The organism is Exiguobacterium sp. s149 (assembly GCF_018618395.1).
Classification (GTDB): domain Bacteria; phylum Bacillota; class Bacilli; order Exiguobacteriales; family Exiguobacteriaceae; genus Exiguobacterium; species Exiguobacterium chiriqhucha.
In genome coordinates this window covers 56,183-74,822 of sequence record NZ_JACSLZ010000007.1, presented here as the reverse complement: position 1 = coordinate 74,822, position 18,640 = coordinate 56,183, and the positions used below count along the sequence as shown (strand labels likewise).

20 protein-coding genes are annotated in these 18,640 nt (G+C 47.4%); 14 read left to right on the top strand and 6 right to left on the bottom strand.

Annotated features, from left to right (window positions below; genetic code table 11):
- The first annotated feature begins 596 nt into the window (after positions 1–596).
- The 5 genes from KNP81_RS10995 to KNP81_RS10975 all read left to right on the top strand — a co-directional run bounded on the left by KNP81_RS10995 (position 597) and on the right by KNP81_RS10975 (position 7,787).
- Positions 597–3,143 (top strand): ornithine cyclodeaminase, encoded by a 2,547-nt coding sequence (locus tag KNP81_RS10995; protein WP_214719978.1) that lies wholly within the window; start codon positions 597–599, stop codon positions 3,141–3,143.
- 19 nt (positions 3,144–3,162) lie between these two features.
- A complete protein-coding gene (locus KNP81_RS10990) occupies positions 3,163–3,492 on the top strand; it encodes a nucleoside triphosphate pyrophosphohydrolase (RefSeq protein WP_214719977.1) in 330 nt (109 codons plus the stop codon).
- Positions 3,485–5,842, top strand: a complete 2,358-nt coding sequence (locus tag KNP81_RS10985) for a DEAD/DEAH box helicase family protein (protein WP_214719976.1) — start codon at positions 3,485–3,487, stop codon at positions 5,840–5,842. The genes KNP81_RS10990 and KNP81_RS10985 overlap by 8 nt, the downstream gene beginning before the upstream one ends.
- 20 nt (positions 5,843–5,862) lie before the next feature.
- Positions 5,863–6,120, top strand: coding sequence for a hypothetical protein (locus KNP81_RS10980; RefSeq protein WP_214708034.1), 258 nt, complete (start codon positions 5,863–5,865; stop codon positions 6,118–6,120).
- Positions 6,121–6,248: 128 nt separating this feature from the next.
- On the top strand, positions 6,249–7,787 hold the full coding sequence (locus KNP81_RS10975; protein WP_214719975.1) for a hypothetical protein: 1,539 nt from the start codon (positions 6,249–6,251) through the stop codon (positions 7,785–7,787).
- Positions 7,788–7,833: 46 nt separating this feature from the next.
- On the opposite strand, the gene KNP81_RS10970 is transcribed toward KNP81_RS10975, so the two are convergent.
- From KNP81_RS10970 to KNP81_RS10945, 6 genes are all read right to left on the bottom strand, one after another.
- A complete protein-coding gene (locus tag KNP81_RS10970) occupies positions 7,834–8,106 on the bottom strand; it encodes a CPCC family cysteine-rich protein (RefSeq protein WP_214719974.1) in 273 nt (90 codons plus the stop codon).
- Positions 8,107–8,183: 77 nt separating this feature from the next.
- Positions 8,184–8,540 carry a DUF1304 domain-containing protein gene (locus tag KNP81_RS10965; RefSeq protein WP_214719973.1) on the bottom strand — a complete coding sequence of 119 codons (357 nt, stop codon included), beginning with the start codon at positions 8,538–8,540 and terminating at the stop codon, positions 8,184–8,186.
- Position 8,541: 1 nt separating this feature from the next.
- Positions 8,542–8,835: a putative quinol monooxygenase gene (locus KNP81_RS10960; protein WP_021066808.1), complete on the bottom strand. Its 294-nt coding sequence runs from the start codon at positions 8,833–8,835 to the stop codon at positions 8,542–8,544.
- Positions 8,836–8,850: 15 nt separating this feature from the next.
- Positions 8,851–9,489 (bottom strand): nitroreductase family protein, encoded by a 639-nt coding sequence (locus KNP81_RS10955; RefSeq protein ID WP_214719972.1) that lies wholly within the window; start codon positions 9,487–9,489, stop codon positions 8,851–8,853.
- 23 nt (positions 9,490–9,512) lie between these two features.
- Positions 9,513–9,923: a MarR family winged helix-turn-helix transcriptional regulator gene (locus tag KNP81_RS10950; RefSeq protein WP_214719971.1), complete on the bottom strand. Its 411-nt coding sequence runs from the start codon at positions 9,921–9,923 to the stop codon at positions 9,513–9,515.
- A gap of 122 nt (positions 9,924–10,045) precedes the next feature.
- Positions 10,046–10,798, bottom strand: a complete 753-nt coding sequence (locus KNP81_RS10945) for a hypothetical protein (protein WP_214719970.1) — start codon at positions 10,796–10,798, stop codon at positions 10,046–10,048.
- A 179-nt stretch (positions 10,799–10,977) separates the two neighbouring features.
- On the opposite strand from KNP81_RS10945, the gene KNP81_RS10940 reads away from it, so the two are divergent.
- The 9 genes from KNP81_RS10940 to trxA all read left to right on the top strand — a co-directional run bounded on the left by KNP81_RS10940 (position 10,978) and on the right by trxA (position 18,565).
- On the top strand, positions 10,978–11,379 hold the full coding sequence (locus tag KNP81_RS10940; RefSeq protein WP_021066814.1) for a GntR family transcriptional regulator: 402 nt from the start codon (positions 10,978–10,980) through the stop codon (positions 11,377–11,379).
- Positions 11,354–12,235: an ABC transporter ATP-binding protein gene (locus KNP81_RS10935; protein ID WP_214719969.1), complete on the top strand. Its 882-nt coding sequence runs from the start codon at positions 11,354–11,356 to the stop codon at positions 12,233–12,235. The genes KNP81_RS10940 and KNP81_RS10935 overlap by 26 nt, the downstream gene beginning before the upstream one ends.
- On the top strand, positions 12,225–13,358 hold the full coding sequence (locus KNP81_RS10930) for an ABC transporter permease subunit (RefSeq protein ID WP_214719968.1): 1,134 nt from the start codon (positions 12,225–12,227) through the stop codon (positions 13,356–13,358). The genes KNP81_RS10935 and KNP81_RS10930 overlap by 11 nt, the downstream gene beginning before the upstream one ends.
- 14 nt (positions 13,359–13,372) lie before the next feature.
- Entirely contained in the window at positions 13,373–13,840 is a 468-nt protein-coding gene (locus KNP81_RS10925; RefSeq protein WP_058763177.1) for a DUF4825 domain-containing protein, read from the top strand.
- A gap of 137 nt (positions 13,841–13,977) precedes the next feature.
- Complete coding sequence (locus tag KNP81_RS10920; protein ID WP_214719967.1) at positions 13,978–15,651, top strand: AMP-binding protein; 1,674 nt, start codon at positions 13,978–13,980, stop codon at positions 15,649–15,651.
- A gap of 80 nt (positions 15,652–15,731) precedes the next feature.
- A complete protein-coding gene (locus tag KNP81_RS10915; protein ID WP_214719966.1) occupies positions 15,732–16,310 on the top strand; it encodes a fatty acid metabolism transcriptional regulator FadR in 579 nt (192 codons plus the stop codon).
- 80 nt (positions 16,311–16,390) lie between these two features.
- Entirely contained in the window at positions 16,391–17,164 is a 774-nt protein-coding gene (locus tag KNP81_RS10910) for an electron transfer flavoprotein subunit beta/FixA family protein (protein WP_021066820.1), read from the top strand.
- A gap of 13 nt (positions 17,165–17,177) precedes the next feature.
- Entirely contained in the window at positions 17,178–18,143 is a 966-nt protein-coding gene (locus tag KNP81_RS10905; RefSeq protein ID WP_214719965.1) for an electron transfer flavoprotein subunit alpha/FixB family protein, read from the top strand.
- 107 nt (positions 18,144–18,250) lie between these two features.
- Positions 18,251–18,565: a thioredoxin gene (trxA, locus tag KNP81_RS10900; protein WP_021066822.1), complete on the top strand. Its 315-nt coding sequence runs from the start codon at positions 18,251–18,253 to the stop codon at positions 18,563–18,565.
- Positions 18,566–18,640 lie beyond the last annotated feature (75 nt).

Here is an 18,640-nt window from a genome sequence, read left to right as displayed (position 1 = left end):
CATCATAATTAAATGACGAAACAAGTTCTAGGTAATTATATTGTTATCTAGAACTTAATTTCAAGATGATTAACTTTACTCATAAATTCGCTTTCTGTTAACTCATTATCTTTTATTAAGGTGCCATCCAAACTGAGGTTATAGTTTTTTTAGATGTTCCTGAATTTAAGCATTTTGATGAGAGATGTTGAGTTGTTATATTGAATTAGCAAGTCTATATCGTTAGATTCAGATTGATGGAGTACAGAGCCAAAAGATATAGTTTTAACTCAGAACATGGAACGATTATTTCTTTTGTTTCTTTCACTTTCTGTTGGAGAGATGTATTTAATAAAGAATTGTTTATTGTCATATTTCAAGACTCCCATAAATTCTTTGAAAGTAAATAAGCCAATGTTGTGTTCTTTTGCTAAATCTTTTGCACCCCCAGTATAGTTGTTCCAATTACTTGAATTAACTATTACATCAATGTTTGGGTATGGATAATTTTATATAATTTGTTTTTACACGAATTTAAGAATTTATAATATATTTTATGTAACAAAAGAGTTCTAGTTAAAACTCAAGTTATAAAAAATGAATGAGGAGTGAAGTTTTTGAATTTTTTTAAATCTATCAAGAATTTATTCGTTGGAGTTAATGAAGTTTCGACACTGAAAAAAGTTAAAGTACGAATGATTACTGAAAATGAATGTTATAAAAATATAAGTGAACATTTATTTAATAAGGAATGCTCTTTAGATTTAAAAGTAGAATCCGATAAAAATTGGTCCCATTTATTTTCAATTGATAAAGATAATCCTAATTTAATTGGATTCAATAAACGTTCCAATAAGAAATATCGTCTTTTATTTAAAACAGAGAAAAATTTCATCACATATGCAGCATCTACGATTGAAATTGTGAATGAAAATGAAATAAAGCGAATTTTCTATAAAGATACTTTGCTTGAAAAAATGTCAATCGTAGATGCAAATGACAGAAATTTAATTTTAAGAGATAAAAATAGAATAGCTCATATTAATTTGGAAACGGCTCAAGCTTCTGTTTACAGTTTCATATGGCAACCATTCTCATGTGTTGTAGGTGACGATTACTGGTTGGTAGGGACTAGACAGACGTATGAAGGTCCTGGTGAATTGTATATGTTCAGTGTAGATGGTTCATTAAAATGGGCGATAAATTTCTGTGAACCACCTATTCAAACTATGTTTCAGTCTATAGAAGTTACTGCTTATAATCTGAAGGTATCATCGGATTACAATGAGTTTTTTGTTTCTTGCATGGATAGACTTTATAGAATTACTCGCGATGGAGAACTGAAAACAAGAATTGCTATTTCAGAATTAAAAGAGGATGAATTGCGACGTAAACAAGAAGACACTCAAAAATCTCTATTTTTCCAACCTAAAGATAAAGATGAAGCAAGAAGGAGAATAGCAAGTGAATTTGCTGAATCGTTTATATCTAATATGAAAAGGATGACCTTTAGCTCTCCTTTCACAGATTTTGCTCATGATCCATTAACAAATATGATATTTATACTAGAGAGTGAAGGAAGAGTAACTGGATGGGATTCAAGCGGAGAGCTGGTTTGGACATATACGTTTAAAGAAAACGGAAAATTTATTTCATGGTTGGATGAATATCTTATTCTATCGTTCGAAACTGGTAATACTTTATGGTTGAATAGGCAAGGGGATTGTGAATATAGTGCTAAATTGCCGAAAGAAGTATGGACTATATCTAATGTCCCTAATCTTTCTAAGTACCTCATCGTTAGTAAAGATAACAGATTATACGAAATGGATAAATTAAGTGGTGAATTAATAGTTGGAACCGCAGGACATCCTGGTATGGAGCTATTTACAATTTCGAAACATCTTATTTTCTTTGACGGTGAATACAACAAATCAGGTTACTTTTGGCTCTCTCCAATTAATCACGAATGGGCAATTCTAAAAAGAATTGAAGTAAACGATAATGAAGATTCTCGAGTATTAAATAGCATTGCGCCAGAAATTAAAGAAACCATTCCATTTAAAAAAATATGGAGCTTGAATAGGGAAAATCAAAATGAAACTTTTGGTAAAAGAATTGTAGATTTTAAAAACAAGAGAATTTTCGTCAGTGAACGACCAGATTTTGATGTAAGAGAAGTATACGAGAATGTGAAAAGCGAGAAAGAAAGACAAAAAATATTTACTGCACAAGATTTAGTTTGTTACGATTTCCAACAAAATAAACTATGGTCAAAACGTTTCTATAACTATTTATTTTCGGTATTTTTAAGTCCTGATTCCGAACAGTTATTTGTAGGTGTGCCTTTAAAAGATAATGTTACATACGAGCCTGGATATATAGTGCTAGTAAATAAAGATGGAGAAAAAAACGGGGAAATTAAAGCTCCTGCAAATGGTTTTTATATAGATTTTAAATCACATAATGAGGCGATTATTACATTTTCGACGGAACGTGATAACAATTCAAAGATTTACAGATTTTATAAAGCTAAATCAGGAGAATGGAAGTTAGGAGAACAATTTGATAAAAACCAGTTAAAAAATGACCTGGGACCAGGTATAAACGATATAGACATAAATAACTATTCACTTAGAAGAATCGATAAAAAGAAATATATATGTCGGTATGGAAATAGAGAACTTGAACTCAAACTTACTGCAGCTATTTATGAAGCCTTTACTATTGATCAAGAGAACTTATTGATTAGGATTGGTAACAAGACTCTTGTAAAATATGATTCTAACTTAAATAAAAAATGGATAGTTAAGACTGGAAATACTGTAATAAAAACCGTAATCGGTTCTAAAACTCTAATAGTTGTTTCTAAGCAAGATGTAACCTCATATTGTTTAGATAATGGTCAGACAAATTGGAGAATATCAGCTCCGCCAAAGACTGTTCTCAACGATGTGTTTTGGTTAGAAACCCTCAAAAAATTTATATGGTTGAGTGGCAATAAGCAAGAATTTTATGTAACATCTCTTGACGAGCAAGGTAGTATATTAAATAGTCAATTGTTCAGTAATTTATTACTCTATAACCAGACGAGATTTGATGAGGAACAAAATATATTTATTATTCAAAAGTCTAATTTAATTGAAGCGTATAGTATAGATTAACTATTAAGGAGTGATTAAAATGCCTCAATTTAACAAATTAGTCCGCGACCGCATCCCTGAAATTATCCACGAAGCAGGACAAATTCCTGTCGTCAAACATCTCAATCAAGCCGAACATTTCGAACAGGCTCGCTTAAAACTCTATGAAGAAATCAAAGAATACGAAGAGACGAACATCGATGAAGAAACACTCGAAGAACTTGCTGATATTCTGGAGCTCGTCTATACGCTTGGAAAGATGCATGGTGCGAGCTTTGAAGAATTAAATCGCATCCGTGAGGAGAAACGAGAGAAGCGGGGCGGTTTTGAAAAAGGCCTTTTCTTGGAAGAGGTTCTTGATAATGAGTGAGTTACGTCTGCACACCAGTCATTTACGAATTCCATTACAACACCAAATCGACGCGGCGACTGAAATTTATATGGTCGTCGCGTTTGCGCAAGTATCAGGTGTTCACGAACTTGCTGCTTCACTTCAACAAGCAGTCAATCGCGGTGCCCAAGTCCGGATTCTGATTGGAGATTATCTCTATTTGACGAACCCGGACGCGCTTGAAATGTTAATGAACATTCAAGGCGTGGAACTACGACTCTATCGATCGAAAGGCCAGTCATTTCACCCGAAGGCATATTTGTTCCGAACACAAGATGGAGGGACGTTCTTTGTCGGTTCTTCCAATCTGTCTCACAGCGCTTTAAATCGAGGCGTCGAATGGAACGTCGAGATTCCGGCTAGTATCTCGGAGGACGTGTTTGAACAGTCAGTCGACGCGTTTCATGACCTGTTTTATAGTGAATACGCCCAAATTATGAACGGTATCTCGTTACAGCCATATCGCGAAGAATACGATGCGAAGCAACAGCGGATGAAGGAAGCGGAGCTGATTGCAGAACCACCACCTGTTTATATCGAGGACGATACGATTACGCCAAACACCGTTCAAGACGCTGCATTGAAGGCGTTACGCGAGACGATGGACGAGGGTAGAAGTAAAGCGATGCTAGTGCTCGCCACTGGACTAGGGAAGACGTACTTGAGTGCCTTCTTCGCCCGTCAGTTCAAGCGGGTGCTCTTTATCGCGCATCAGAAAGAAATCCTGCTCCAAGCGGAAGCTTCATACAAGAGAGTGTCTAGTGATTGGACGACAGGTTTGTTGCTGGGTGGTGATTCGAGAGATGAGCAGACCGCCGACGTGCTATTTGCTTCGATTCAAACATTGGCATCCAAACATCGGATGCAACAGCTTGCGCCTGACCAATTCGACTTGATTATTGTCGATGAGTTCCATCATTCGGCCGCACCATCCTATCGCCGTGTCTTGGATTACTTCGAGCCGAAGTTTTTGCTCGGTTTGACGGCGACGCCAGATCGGTTGGACGGAGGAGACGTCTATGCCTTGTGCGACGACAATGTCGCGTACCAGATGCACTTCACCGAAGCGATTGAGGAGTCGTATTTGACACCATTCCATTACGTTGGGATTTATGATGAGATCGATTATTCACAGATTCGATTGATCAATGGTCGTCGCTATGATCAAGACGAACTGTTGGCGGAACAGTTGAAGGAAAGCGTCGCTAAAAAAATCTTTGATGCCTGGCGGATGCATCACCAAACGCGAGCACTCGGCTTCTGTTCATCGGTCACTCAGGCGGAATATTTGGCCGACTATTTCCGCTTGCAAGGTGTTCAAGCTGTCGCGCTACATAGCCAGGCCGAATATGACCGCGCCGATGTGATGCGTCAATTGAAGCAAGGGCATCTCGATATCATCTTCGCGGTCAACTTATTCAATGAAGGTGTCGATATCCCGGAGATTGATACGTTATTGTTCTGCCGCCCGACTGAATCGTTGACGGTGTTCACGCAACAAATCGGACGTGGATTACGTCTATTGAGCGGGAAGACGCACTGCACCATCATCGATTTGATTGGGAACTATAAGAACATCGATAAAAAGTTGGCGCTGTTGACGACGAAACGACAGCCGATTGTCAAAGAGCTCCCGACAAACGGGACCTTGCCTAATGGCTGTACCATCGAATTTGATTTACATGCCATCGATTTGTTGAAGCGAATGGTCACGCGTTCTTCGACACGCCGACAACAGCTGGAGCGGAACTACTTCATGGTGAAGGAGGAACTCGGGAGACGACCGAGTTATCTAGAGTTGGTCCAGCGAGGGGAATACTCGATGGACGCTTATCGTTCTGAATGGAAGAAAGACGGTGGTTTTTATGGATTCCTTAACCGGACGGGAGAACTGAATGATGAGGAAAAACATCTGTTTCAAGAGGCGAAGTCGCTATTGCTTGAAGTAGAATACACCGACATGACGAAGAGCTATAAGATGATTGTGTTATCCATCATGTTAAGTCGTGGAATTGATGGATGGCTTCAGCCACTACCAGCGAGCGAGGCAGCTCGTCCATTCTATGAGTTCATCAATGCTTTCCCATATCGGCAACAGATTGATGGACAGACAAAAGACTTCCAATCACCGTTCCATCAACAAAAGATTGAAAAGTTACTCTTACGGATGCCATTTGATAAAATAGCTAAAGGACCGTTCTTCGTGTCAGAGGAAGCGCTACATATCGAGCATAATGAAGCGTTTGCTCATCCTTTGATTTACGAATGGGTCAGTCAAATCGTTGAAATACGACTACATCATTACTTCAGTCGTAAAGCTTCAGAATGATCGGGAAAGGAGTCTTTAACTTGAAACGCGCACTACTTCGCAAAATCCAATTCGCTCTCCAGCATCATGGCGGGACGGCTTCATTGAAAGAAATCAACGCATATATCGAGCGGTCATACTATCAACTCGAGCTCGATCGGTATAAAGACTGGAAGGCTCACGTCAATAAACAGATTCGGGCCCATTCAAGTGATTCGGCCAGCTTCGCGGGGAAAGAAGACTTGTTTTATTCCACAGGAAATAAGGGCATCTGGGGCCTTCGCCAACCGAATAACTAACCGAAAGCGGAACCATTTCAGTTGGTTCCGCTTTCAATGTTTACAAAACATCACACCCCCTTGTCACAGAATGTTCAATCCTGTAAACTTCGAAACAGTGTGAAAAAAAATGTATAAGGGGTTTATCCATGGAAATCGTTCAGCAATTATCGCAAGTACAATTACTCAACCAATTCTGGTTGCTCATGGCCTTCGTCATCCCGATGGTCATTTTATCGCGGATGGTCGTGGCCGGTTCACGGTTCTCACCAATCCTCGTCATCGTCATCTTCGGTCTCGGACTTGGCTTCGCCATGGTCGAGATGGGCATCGCGACACCGGGTCTCCCTGAGTTCCCGCTCGTCGACTTTATGTCACGGACGACGATCATCGCGCTCGTCGTATCGTTCTTCGTCGGTGGACAAGAACTTCGCAAGATCTTAAGCAAGCAAGAGCTTGACATGAAAGACATCGTCGTGCCATCGAAAGAAGAGATGTTCCTCGGAACAGGACGGACACAGTTCATCTTCATCCTCCGTTCATTCTTCTTGCTCGTCGGTCTCGAAGGGTTCTTCCGCATGATGATTCAACCGGGTGCGGCAGAGGGCATCATGCTCTATTACCCGATCCTCGCGTTGATCGGTCTCGCGGCATCGTTCCTCTTGATCGACTACAAGGCGCAAATCGACGATAAGAATGTATACATGCGTAAAGGCGTCATCGAGACGGTCTTGATGCTCGTCATCTTGTTCGTCTCGTACGGCATCGCCATGGCGGTACAACCAATCATCGCATTGCCACAAATTTTCTTCGCGATGTTGCTCTCGTCAGCACTCGGTGCCATCTTCCACAACTGGACGTATGGACCGACCGTCCGTGCGCTTCTGTTCGCCGGGATCCCGGTCGTCTTGGCCGCCAACTTCATGATCGGTGGTTCACGGATCGGTGATGCGTTCGCCATCGAAGGCATGAACTCGATTCTCGTGTACGGTTTCTTCGGTCAATTGTTCTGGATGTTCGGTGGGATTGCGCTCCTCATGTGGTTCGCCCGCACAGGACACATCCGCAACCTCGCACCAGGTATGGCCGGATCGCTCTCACACAGCGGCCTCACAGGTGCATGTACAGCCGGTGACTTCGGTCAAGTGGCAGCCAAACGTGCCCCGATCATGATCAACATCCCGTTCTTCGGTCACATCTTCGTGTTCTCGATTTTGGCAGTCAGTGCCGACAACGGGGCGCTCTGGATTTGGCCGACGGCAATCATCGTCTTGGTCGGTCTCACGTTGACGGCACTCTCGCTCAAAAACTTGCGCGGTGCCAACGGAGAAGACTTCAAAGAAGTGAAGGCGCTCATGCAGTTCTCGTTCGGTTGGCAGATGATGGCGGTCTTCGGTGGACTCGTCATCCTCAGCTTCAGCACGATCGCGTTCGACTACACGACGATGGCTCAATCGTCAGCCATCTCGCACTTTGGTCTCTTCGCAGCCGTCCAAGGCGGCATGTTCGGAACAGAAGCGTCGCTTCTCATCCCGCTCATCTTCTCGATGCCGTTCCTCGTCCACCCGATCGTGTTCTACATGTTCGGGAAGGCGCTCGATAACAACGGTGAAATGCCGCGCGTACCAGTTTACGCGATGGCGCTCATCGGTGTCGTTGGAGTCTCGTTCGCGATTCTCGGTGTATAAACAAAACAGCCGCTTCTACCAATGTGTAGAAGCGGTTTTTTTGTGCTTATTTTTCTGCGAACGGCCGCCACTTTGGGTCTTTGACGTCGTGCCCGTTCGGAGTCCGAACAAATTTGAGCGAACCTCGATCGCATGCGCCAAAATGAATGTAGTTCTGTTGCGCTTGCCTGAGCGACACTGTGTTAGCGCCACCTTCGTAGTCCGGGTCATTGAACTGGACCTCGTCGTCTTCCCAGAAACAGATGCCGCAAATATCATACGTTCCGGGTGGTTCTTCATTAAGCGTTTGATACCCGCAACAAGGGCATGTGTATGTCATCGAACATCACCTCACTTTTCAGTATACCGCACGCCGCACACAAAAAAACGGCCGACACGAAGTCGACCGCTTTCAGCTCACCACAACATGGACAATAGCGTCAAAATCGCCAATCCGCCTTGCGTGAGGATGATTTTTTTATTGCTCGTGATACTGCCGTACAACGCGACGAGCACGATATAGATGAGGAGCATCGTGACAATCTCGATTGACTGGCTGACGAACAACCCGTACAGCAAGCCGACGCCGATCAATCCGTTATAGACACCTTGATTCTTTAACAGCACCGACACAGAGTCGCGCGCGAGCTCTTGTTCCGTCATGTTGAAGACACGGGCCGTCGTTTTTGAACGAGTAGCGAACGTCTCTAAATACAGGATGTAGAAGAACTCGAGTGCGACGAGCGTTCCGAGGACGAGGGTGAGTCCGGACATGTTAGTTGGCCGTCGCGACTTCCGTCACATGGAGCACCGGCTTCGCCGTCACGTAATTGCCTACGTTTTGGGCGAACGCGATGAGGTCCGGGTTTTGGTTGTGTTGCTCGACAGCCGCTTGGTCGGCCCAGTTCTCAATCATGACGAAACGGTTCTCTGAAGTCGTCGATTGGAACAGTTCATAGCTCAAGCAACCGGCTTCTTGTTTCGACGAGTCGATGAGCTTGTTGATGTCGGCCAAGAAGTTGTCAAATTCCGTTTCTTTCACGTCGAAAATAGCATTGATTAAGATCATGTGGGTGTCCTCCGATTATTTGAATGATGTGATTTTTTCAGCGTCGAGACGTACCGATTGGTAGCCTTCTTCTGCAGCTTTACCGACCGAGAGAATCATGACCGGCACGTAACGATCTTTATCTAAACCGAACGCTTCCGCGAGTTGGTCTTTCTCGAAACCACCGATTGGGTTCGTGTCGTAACCGTGAGCACGAGCGACGAGCATGAATTGCATCGCAGCGAGACTCGAGTCGATTTTGACGATGTCGTTCATCTCTTGTTTAGACAAGTTTTTGTAGTACGGGAGGATGGCGCCGAGCTGCTGGTCGCGTACTTCTTGTGGCATTTTGCCTTCTGCGACAGCTTGGTCATAAATCTCTTCACCGAGCTCGTAGCATTCCATGTCGCCGAAGATGAGGACCATCGCAGCCGACGTGTCGTTTTGACGGACGTTGAAGCGGATGAGCGGCTTGAGCGTTTCTTTCGCCTCAGGGCTCTCGACGACGACGAAGCGCCACGGTTGCATATTGACTGAAGAAGGGGCCGTTGTCGCTTCCTCAATCATTTGAAACATTTCAAGTTGTGAGATTTTAACGTTCTCGTCGTAGACGCGGATCGATTTACGACCGAGCATCACGTCAGTGAATGTGTTGTTTTCGAATGTAGTTGCCATGGATATTACCTCTTTCTCTCTTGTTATAGTTGGTTAAGCTTTTGCAGCAGATTCGACAGCTGATTGATCTCTGACTCGGACAGCACTTTCGTGATCAAGTGTTTGCCGAGGTCGTGGTCTTGTTCACAACTCGTCAAGTCATGCTTGGCTTCGTCGGTTAAATGGACGAACACTTCACGATGGTTCGCGGTGTTCCGTTCCCGTCGGACGTAGCCTTTTTCTTCAAGAATCTTCAAATGTCGGGTGATGGCCGCATTGTCGATTTTCATCGCCTGCTGAATCTCGCTTTGCGAACAGACGCCTTTGTCATGTACAATCATGAGCATCTCGTAGCGGGTCAGGCTGAAGCCCGTCTCTTTCTCGAACGAGGTCGCGACGCGTTGGTCCGCCAGTTTGATTTGGTACAGCAGTCGGCTGATGTCTCGTAATTCCATCTGTGGTGTCTCACCCCTCTCATTTGATAAATCAATTGTTGACTCGTCAAATGTAAAACATTCATGACGTGCTGTAAAGGTGAATGCTCACAAAAAAAACCATCCGCTTTTGCGAATGGTGATCATTCTTCATATTTGGTGCCATCGAAGTGGTAATCATGGATGAAAGTCGTCTCGTCGAAGCCATATAGTCGATCATGACGATTCAAGTCCTCAATCGTCTGAATTTCATGCATCGCCGGTTCTCCGGGTAAGGAATCGCGGGCGACGTTCAAATACCGCTCGGTGAAGTCGTCATCCTCATACGGTGTCCCGTCGAATGAGAAGTGAACCGAATAGACGTCGTCCTCCAAAGCGCGAATCACGTCGAGCATTCGTTGTTTCTGTGCATCGGTGTTCGCCCAGTCCTCATGGAACATGACCGACACGTCCAAGAACTCTTTCGACTCGACGTCGAAGACGGACGTCGGGGTAGGGCGTACAGTCGTCGCAACCCCTTCATCCACACCGGTCGGCACACTCGCGCGGACCGTCTCTGCCTCCGTCAACAAATCGAGCTGCTCGAGTCGCTCCTTGAACGTATCTTCGGCCTCTTGCTGCCAGACGTGTTCGAGCACGTTGTCATGGATCGTTTGATCAGACCGATACGTCTCGGCCCAATAGTCACCTTCGAGTATCGGATCGGTCAGGGTGAACTCGGCCGCATAGCCGCCCATCTTCCAGTCGCGCTTGAGCGTGACCTCGACGTCCTCTCCATATGTATCTTCAATATAGGATGCGTATCGTTCTTCCTCATCTTGTTTTGCATACGTCGACCATGTCGTGCCAAGCGCGGTCACGGCGACAGCGGTCGCGACTAACCATCGTTTTCTCATTTTTAATTCACCTCTCTACCAATGTACCTGAAATGGAAGTGCCCTACCTCGGTCCAAAGTCGTATTCAATTTATTACCAAATACCTGTAAACTGAAAGTGCCCTTGAAGAACTAATGTCTTTACGTGTACTAATACATATAATACACTTAAGTTACGTACACAAGAAAGGGTGTGACCCATGTTATATAAAATTGATATGAAGAGCGCGGAACCGCTGTATGAACAAATCGTCAACCAGACGAAAGCGCTCGTCATCCGTGGCATCTTACGTCCGGGGGATAAAGTCATGTCGGTGCGTGAACTCGCGACCGACCTCGTCATCAATCCAAACACGGTCAGCAAGGCGTATCAGGAACTCGAACGGCTCGGCTTGCTCGAGATGCATCGCGGACGCGGGACGTTCGTGTCCGAGGACTGGATTGACCAAGACTCGCCGCGAGCGCCAATCCTGGAAGCGATCAAGAAACTCGCCATCGATTGCCATTATGCCAACATTGAGCTCACCGAAGCGCTGACGCTATTTGAGACAGAGTATAAGAAAGTAGGGGAGAACCATGCTGACAGTACAGCAACTGAGTAAGACAATCGATCGCCAGCCAGTGTTAGAAGATATCGACTTCACGGTCAACTCGGGTGAAATCATCGCGCTCGTCGGCCGGAACGGGGCCGGCAAAACGACACTGCTCCGGACGATGGTCGGCATCATTCGGCCGGATCAAGGCGATGTCCGCTACGGACCGTCAAGCATCTTTGAGAAAGCAGAGTTGAAGCGTGACGTCATCTTCGTCCCGGATTCGGCCGACGCCCTCAAACATTATACGATTAACGAGGCGGCTGCGCTCTACGAATCGATTTATCCATCGTTCAACCGATCGATTTTCAGAGAGACGCTCACCCGATATAACATCGATAACAAGAAGATTCGCCAGCTCTCGAAAGGGCAGAAGGCGATGGTGACGCTCTCGCTCGCGTTCGCCGTCCAAGCGAAATATTATCTGCTCGATGAACCGACGGACGGACTCGACGTCGTCGCCAAGTCGGACGTTTTGAAACTGATGATTGCCCAAGTCGAGGCACGTAACTGTTCCATCATCGTCTCGAGTCACCAGTTACATGAGCTCGAACGAATCGCCGACCGCATCATCATGCTTGAGAAGGGGCGCGTTAAGGCGATCATGTCGCTCGAGGAGGCGCGCGAGACGAGCGTCAAACTGCAAGTCGTTTTCAACGACCAAGTACCGGTCGAGCTGCTCGAGCGCAAGGACATCGAAATCATCAATGTGACCGGACGCGTCGCCTTGTTCATGGCGAAAGAACGGACGAAAGAGCTCGACACGTTCGTCGATGCACACGACCCGATGTTAATCGAAGAGATCCCGATGTCGCTCGAAGACATCTTCCGGGTCCAATTAGGAGGTGAGGCAAGTGTCTTTTAAAGTCCTATTAAAGAAAGATTGGAAACAAGTCTCGATTTTATGGATGTTGCTCGTTTTTCTCGGAGTGATTGCGTTCACGGTACCGGTCTGGTCACAGATGCAATACTTCGACCAGGAACTTCGTAACATACAAGAAAATCCAGGTGAATATGCCGATTGGATTGAGGGGGATGCGTCTGATATGTCCGTCCGAGACTTTTTTAATGAAAATAATGGAACGGGCTATTGGATTGGAGACTTACAAACGCTCATGCCAATGGGTGGGGTATTGTTTGTGTTCGTCATTTTTGGAGCGCTCATGGCCTCTGTCTTGATTGGGACGGAACGGAATAGTCAAATGTCCGATTTTACGATGTCGCTCCCGTTCACAAGGACGCAGCTTTACATATCAAAATGGTTGATTGGGACGATTGGGATTATCGTATCATCTGTCCTCGGGGGAACACTCATGATCCTGTTGATTCACTTCTCCGATTATGCGTTTTTGATGGAGGGCAGCACGAATCGAGTCATCGCGCTCATTGTCCTTTGGATGCTTAGTGGAATCTCGTTTTTCTCAGCCGCTCTATGGATGGGTTCGTTCGGAGGAGAATCCATTTCCCAAGTCATTTGGACGGTCATCGCCCTTATTTTTCCTTTTGGTATCATCGCGCTCGTACAAGGTTCATTTTTTGCGATTGGCCAACGGTATGACTCGACGTATCAAGTCTTTGACGGTTTATACCAAAGTATATATTTGCGTGTCTTATCACCAATCTCAAATATTGTGAATGTCGATATGTATCAGTACTTTACCAATCAAGCGGAATGGCAAAAATTTATCGCGATTGCACCATGGAGTGCGCTCGCGTTCATCGTCCTATCGTTTGGCCTTGGCCTTTGGATGTTTAACCGAGCGCCGCAAGAGAACAATGGCCGCTTCTTCATGTTCTCGAACTGGCTTTGGTTGATCCATATCATCATGGTGCTCTGTTTTGGCATGCTCGGTGGAATCATCCTCGCGACATTTGGAATTTACCCAGGCATTGGATTATACACTGTTGGCTTCCTAATCGGCGGCTTCATCGCCCACTTGCTCGCGAAACGGTTGCTTTACCGCTTCAACCTGAAACTGAAATCATAAAAAGGAGGGTTCTCATGAAACGGCTCAGTCTGCTCGTCGTCTTGCTCGTCATGCTCGCGGGATGCGGGGATACCCATCGACCGAACGCCTTCCAATATAAAGATTCATATGTCGGTGACAACAGCGCCGTCTCGGGCATCGCGCAGACGTTACCGATGCATGACTGCTACAAGTCGATCGAGCTACAGACGTCGAAACGGCCGTACGGCTTGACGGTGCGGTACAGCGACCCGGAAATCGAGCGCATTGAGCAAGAGCGGTTGGCCATCCGCAACGCGGCGACGTATTTCACGCTCGTCCAAAACGCGGAAATCGTCCGCTTCGCTTTCCCGAACCGGACGTACGCATTCTCGCGCCCGGAGATGGAGGCGTGGCTCGACATCGACTTCTCGACGATCAAGTGGGAGAAGGAATTGAAGGACCGCTTGGACGAGAAAATCAGCAACGAAGAACAGACGGAAGCCTATTTCAAGAGAATCTGAACGTGTGCGGAAACTTTCATCCGCACACGTTTTTTCGATATTTTCTGAAAATTATCGGGTAAAGGGTAGATGAAAGCGTTTTCTTGGCATTATAATAGAGTTAACTGAATGACTATTCATTCCAAGGAGGAAAAGCGATGAACAAACCGTGGTTGCAAGATTATCCAGCTGACATGCCAAAAACGATTGACTATGAGGTGAAGCCGCTCTATGATGCGCTATCCCGAGCCGCGACCGATTTCCCGAACAAGACCGCCATCTCCTTCATCGGTAAAGAGTTGACGTTCGCCGAAGTCGACGATGCGGCGAAACGGTTGGCGACGATGTTTCAATCGAAAGGGCTGCAAAAAGGGGACCGTGTCAGTCTGATGCTCCCGAACTGTCCGCAATTCGTCATTTCGTTCTATGCGGTCCTGTACGCCGGCGGTACGGTCGTCCAGACGAATCCGCTCTACACGGAGCATGAGCTCGAGAACTTAATCACGGACTCCGGTGCGAGCATCATCGTCACGCTCGACCTCCTGTATCCAAAATCACTTCGTGTGAAGCAGAAGACGGACGTCAAAACGATTATCACGACGAGCATCGCCGACTATCTGCCATTCCCGAAGAACAAGCTGTATCCGATCAAAGTGAAGCGCGAGAACAACATCGTCATCGATACGACAGGTTCGGTCGCGTTCAAGGACTATAAACAGTTCGATCCGATCACGCCGGTCACAGTCGACCCGAAAGAAGACGTCGCGGTCCTGCAGTATACGGGCGGGACAACAGGTCTGCCGAAAGGCGTTATGCTGACGCACTTCAACTTGACGGCGAACGTCGACCAGATTTCGAACTTCTTCTATAGATATAACCGTGGTGATGAGAAGCGGGTCCTATGCGTCGTGCCGTTCTTCCATATTTACGGGATGTCATGCTGCCTGAACTTCGGGATGGCGAACGGATACGAGCTCGTCCTCGTGCCACGCTTCGACGTCACCGATGTCTTAAAGACAATCAATAAGAAGAAACCACATTTCTTCCCGGGTGCCCCGACGATGTACGTCGGTATCTTGAACGACCCGAAACTGAAAAAATACGACTTGTCGTCAATCGAGGCGTGTATCTCGGGCTCGGCCCCGCTGCCGGTCGAAGTACAGGAGCAGTTCGAGAGCATCACGGGCGGACGTATCGTCGAAGGCTACGGCTTGTCGGAGACGTCACCGGTCACGCATGCGAACTTCTTATGGGATAAACGGATCGTCGGCTCGATCGGGGTGCCGTTGTCGGACACTTCTGCTAAAATTGTAAAGGCAGACGGAGAGACGCTGGCCGATATCGGCGAAATCGGGGAGATCATGCTGCACGGTCCGCAAGTGATGAAAGGGTACTGGCAGAAGCCAGAAGAGACGGCAGCCGTCTTGAAGGACGGATGGCTCGCGACCGGTGACCTCGGCTATATGGGCGAGGACGGGTTCTTTTATATCGTCGACCGGAAGAAAGACATGATTATCGCCGGAGGCTTCAACGTCTATCCGCGTGAGATCGAAGAAGTGCTATACGAACATCCGGCCGTCAAGGAAGCGGTCTGTATCGGTGTACCGGACCCGTATCGCGGTGAGACGGTCAAGGCGTTCATTGTGACGCGTGACGGCGCCAGCGTGACGGAAGAAGAGCTCGACAAGCACTGTCGCGAGAAGCTCGCAGCGTATAAAGTACCGAAGCTGTATGAGTTCCGAGAAGAGTTGCCGAAGACGTTCGTCGGTAAGATTTTACGTCGCGTCCTCGTCGACGAAGAGAAGGCGAAACAAGTGAAACAAAGCAGTTGACACAAGCGTGTCACATGATAGAATAATAAATGAATGAACCATCATTCATTTTTAAGCAGCGGTAAGGAGCTTGGGTGTTTATGACAAAGAATGGATCAAAAAGTGACCGCATTATCGATGCGGCAGTGAAAGTGATTGCGGATCATGGCTATCACGGTGCAAAGGTGACGGCCATCGCCAAAGAGGCGGGCGTCGCCGACGGAACGATTTATCTGTACTTCAAAAACAAGGAACATCTGTTAATTGAATTGTTCCAGACGAAGATGGGCCTGTTCATCGACTACTCGAAACAACAAATCGAGCGGGAGACGACAGCCGGCGACAAGCTGTATCAGTTGATTGAGTCGCACTTGAAGCAATTATCTGCCGATTACGACCTCGCCGTCGTGACGCAAATCGAGCTCCGGCAGTCGAACTTGGCGCTCCGTCAAAAGATTAGCGAAGTGCTCAAACCGTACTTGAACTTAATCGATGCGGTCGTACAACACGGAATCGACACGGGCGAATTCGATCGCGAGCTCGACTATCGCCTGGCTCGGCAGATGATTTTCGGTACGATCGATGAAGTGGTCACGAGTTGGATGGCGAGCGGCTTCAAGTATGACTTGATGTCGACGCTACCGAAAGTACACCATATGTTAAAAAAAGGGCTTGCTTAACCGTAAGCCCTCTCGCTAGCTCAAAAAATGAACGCTGATTCATGAATGATGGTGCGAACAACTTATAAGGGGGAACTACGATGAATATTTTTGTATTGCTGAAGCGTACGTTCGATACAGAGGAAGCGATTCAGCTCGAGAATGGGGAAATTCAAGAAGACGGCGCTGAGTTCATCATCAACCCGTATGACGAATATGCGGTCGAAGAAGCCATCCGTAAGCGTGACGATCTCGGGGGAGAAGTCACGGTCGTAACGGTCGGACCAGAAGACGCGGACAAAGAACTTCGGACGGCGCTCGCGATGGGTGCGGACAAAGCGGTCCGCATCTCGATCGAGGATGACGTCGAGGACGCAGACCATGTGACGATTTCGAAAGTGCTCGCCACGTACTTGAAAGAGCAAGCGCCAGATCTCATCTTCGCGGGGAACGTCGCCATTGACGGCGGCAGCGGCCAAGTCGCACCACGTGTCGCTGAACTGTTGGACATGAACTACGTGACGACGATCACGAAACTCGACATCGACGGCACGACGGCGACGGTCACACGCGACGTCGAAGGGGACACTGAAGTGATCGAAGTGGCGCTCCCGCTCCTCGTGACCGCGCAGCAAGGATTGAACGAGCCGCGTTACCCGAGCCTTCCAGGCATCATGAAGGCGAAGAAGAAGCCACTCGAAGAACTCGAACTGTCTGACATCGACCTCGATGAAGACGAGATCGAAGCGAAAATCGAGACAATCGAACGCTTCTTGCCGGAAGAGAAGAAAGCCGGGCGCATCCTTGAAGGGGATACGTCGTCACAAGTGAGCGAGCTCGTTCAATTACTTCGCACGGAAGCCAAAGTCATTTAAGGGGGACACATAGATGAAAGCTTTAGTACTCGCAGAAGCGCGTGAAGGCGCGTTACGGAACGTATCATTTGAAGCAATCGCCGCAGCGAAGCAACTGACGGACGACGTGACGGCAGTCGTCATAGGGGATGACGTCAAAGCACTCGCGACGGAACTCGGGGAGTACGGCGCGGGTCGCGTCCTCGTCATCGAAGACGAGCGTCTCAAGCACTACACGCCGGACGGTTATGGGCAAGTGCTCCGCCAAGTCATCGACCAAGAGTCACCGGACATGATCGTGCTCGGTCATACAGCACTCGGAAAAGACATCGCCCCGAAACTCGCGGCGCGTCTCGACGCAGGTCTCATCAGTGACGTCGTCTCAATCGAAGGAACAGGCAAAGACGCCGAGTTCGTCCGCCCGATCTATTCAGGGAAGGCGTTCGAGAAAGTGAAATTCAAAGACTCGGTCATGTTCTTCACAATCCGCCCAAACAACATCGACGCACTCTCGCGCACAGCCGGAGCGAGCGCAACGGTCGAGACACCGAGCGTTGAACTGAAAGATCTTGCTATGATCGTCAAAGAAGTGGTCCGTAAGGCGACAGGGAAAGTCGATTTGACGGAAGCGAAAGTCATCGTCGCCGGTGGCCGTGGCGTCAAGAGCGAAGAGGGCTTCAAGCCGCTCGAAGAACTCGCTGAACTGCTCGGCGGTGCCGTCGGTGCTTCACGTGGAGCATGTGACGCCGACTACTGCGACTATGCGCTTCAAATCGGTCAGACCGGGAAAGTCGTCACGCCGGACCTGTATATCGCCTGTGGCATCTCGGGCGCGATTCAACACTTGGCCGGGATGAGCAACGCCAAAGTCATCGTCGCCATCAACAAAGACCCGGAAGCGAACATCTTCAGCGTTGCCGATTACGGCATCGTCGGCGACTTGTTCGACGTCGTCCCACTCTTGACGGAAGAGTTCCGCAAACACCTCGTCAATAGCTGATATGCAGAACGTTTGGGGAAACGTACCCTCCGTGGTATACTCTGAACATGAAATGCATGAGAGTGATTCATTCGGCTCTCACATCTTACTGGGGAGGTATTTACCAAATGGCTATTAAACACGCAACGACTCAAACATTTGAACAAGAAGTAAAAGAGGGCGTCGTCCTCGTCGATTTCTGGGCAGCTTGGTGTGGACCGTGCCGCATGATCGCACCGGTACTCGAAGAGCTTGACCAAGAGATGGGCGACCAAGTCCAAATCGTTAAACTCGACGTTGACGAAAACCCAGAAGTAGCGGGCGCTTTCCAAATCCAAAGTATCCCGACACTTATGATGTTCAAAGACGGACAACCTGTTTCGAAAACAATGGGCTTCCAACCAAAAGAAGCACTCAAAGAGTTTATCGCGACAGCACAATAATCACGTACAGCCGACCGGGCAACTGGTCGGCTGTTTTTTGTTGGGCGTGTTAGGGAAGAAGGAGTTTAGTCGTGT

Bases quoted from the DNA above. Each gene is read 5' to 3' on its own strand.
- KNP81_RS10990 (WP_214719977.1), top strand. From the start codon at position 3,163: ATGCCTCAATTTAACAAATTAGTCCGCGACCGCATCCCTGAAATTATC.
- KNP81_RS10985 (WP_214719976.1), top strand. From the start codon at position 3,485: ATGAGTGAGTTACGTCTGCACACCAGTCATTTACGAATTCCATTACAA.
- KNP81_RS10975 (WP_214719975.1), top strand. From the start codon at position 6,249: ATGGAAATCGTTCAGCAATTATCGCAAGTACAATTACTCAACCAATTC.
- KNP81_RS10970 (WP_214719974.1), bottom strand. From the start codon at position 8,106: ATGACATACACATGCCCTTGTTGCGGGTATCAAACGCTTAATGAAGAA.
- KNP81_RS10965 (WP_214719973.1), bottom strand. From the start codon at position 8,540: ATGTCCGGACTCACCCTCGTCCTCGGAACGCTCGTCGCACTCGAGTTC.
- KNP81_RS10960 (WP_021066808.1), bottom strand. From the start codon at position 8,835: ATGATCTTAATCAATGCTATTTTCGACGTGAAAGAAACGGAATTTGAC.
- KNP81_RS10955 (WP_214719972.1), bottom strand. From the start codon at position 9,489: ATGGCAACTACATTCGAAAACAACACATTCACTGACGTGATGCTCGGT.
- KNP81_RS10950 (WP_214719971.1), bottom strand. From the start codon at position 9,923: ATGGAATTACGAGACATCAGCCGACTGCTGTACCAAATCAAACTGGCG.
- KNP81_RS10945 (WP_214719970.1), bottom strand. From the start codon at position 10,798: ATGAGAAAACGATGGTTAGTCGCGACCGCTGTCGCCGTGACCGCGCTT.
- KNP81_RS10940 (WP_021066814.1), top strand. From the start codon at position 10,978: ATGTTATATAAAATTGATATGAAGAGCGCGGAACCGCTGTATGAACAA.
- KNP81_RS10935 (WP_214719969.1), top strand. From the start codon at position 11,354: ATGCTGACAGTACAGCAACTGAGTAAGACAATCGATCGCCAGCCAGTG.
- KNP81_RS10925 (WP_058763177.1), top strand. From the start codon at position 13,373: ATGAAACGGCTCAGTCTGCTCGTCGTCTTGCTCGTCATGCTCGCGGGA.
- KNP81_RS10920 (WP_214719967.1), top strand. From the start codon at position 13,978: ATGAACAAACCGTGGTTGCAAGATTATCCAGCTGACATGCCAAAAACG.
- KNP81_RS10915 (WP_214719966.1), top strand. From the start codon at position 15,732: ATGACAAAGAATGGATCAAAAAGTGACCGCATTATCGATGCGGCAGTG.
- KNP81_RS10910 (WP_021066820.1), top strand. From the start codon at position 16,391: ATGAATATTTTTGTATTGCTGAAGCGTACGTTCGATACAGAGGAAGCG.
- KNP81_RS10905 (WP_214719965.1), top strand. From the start codon at position 17,178: ATGAAAGCTTTAGTACTCGCAGAAGCGCGTGAAGGCGCGTTACGGAAC.
- trxA (WP_021066822.1), top strand. From the start codon at position 18,251: ATGGCTATTAAACACGCAACGACTCAAACATTTGAACAAGAAGTAAAA.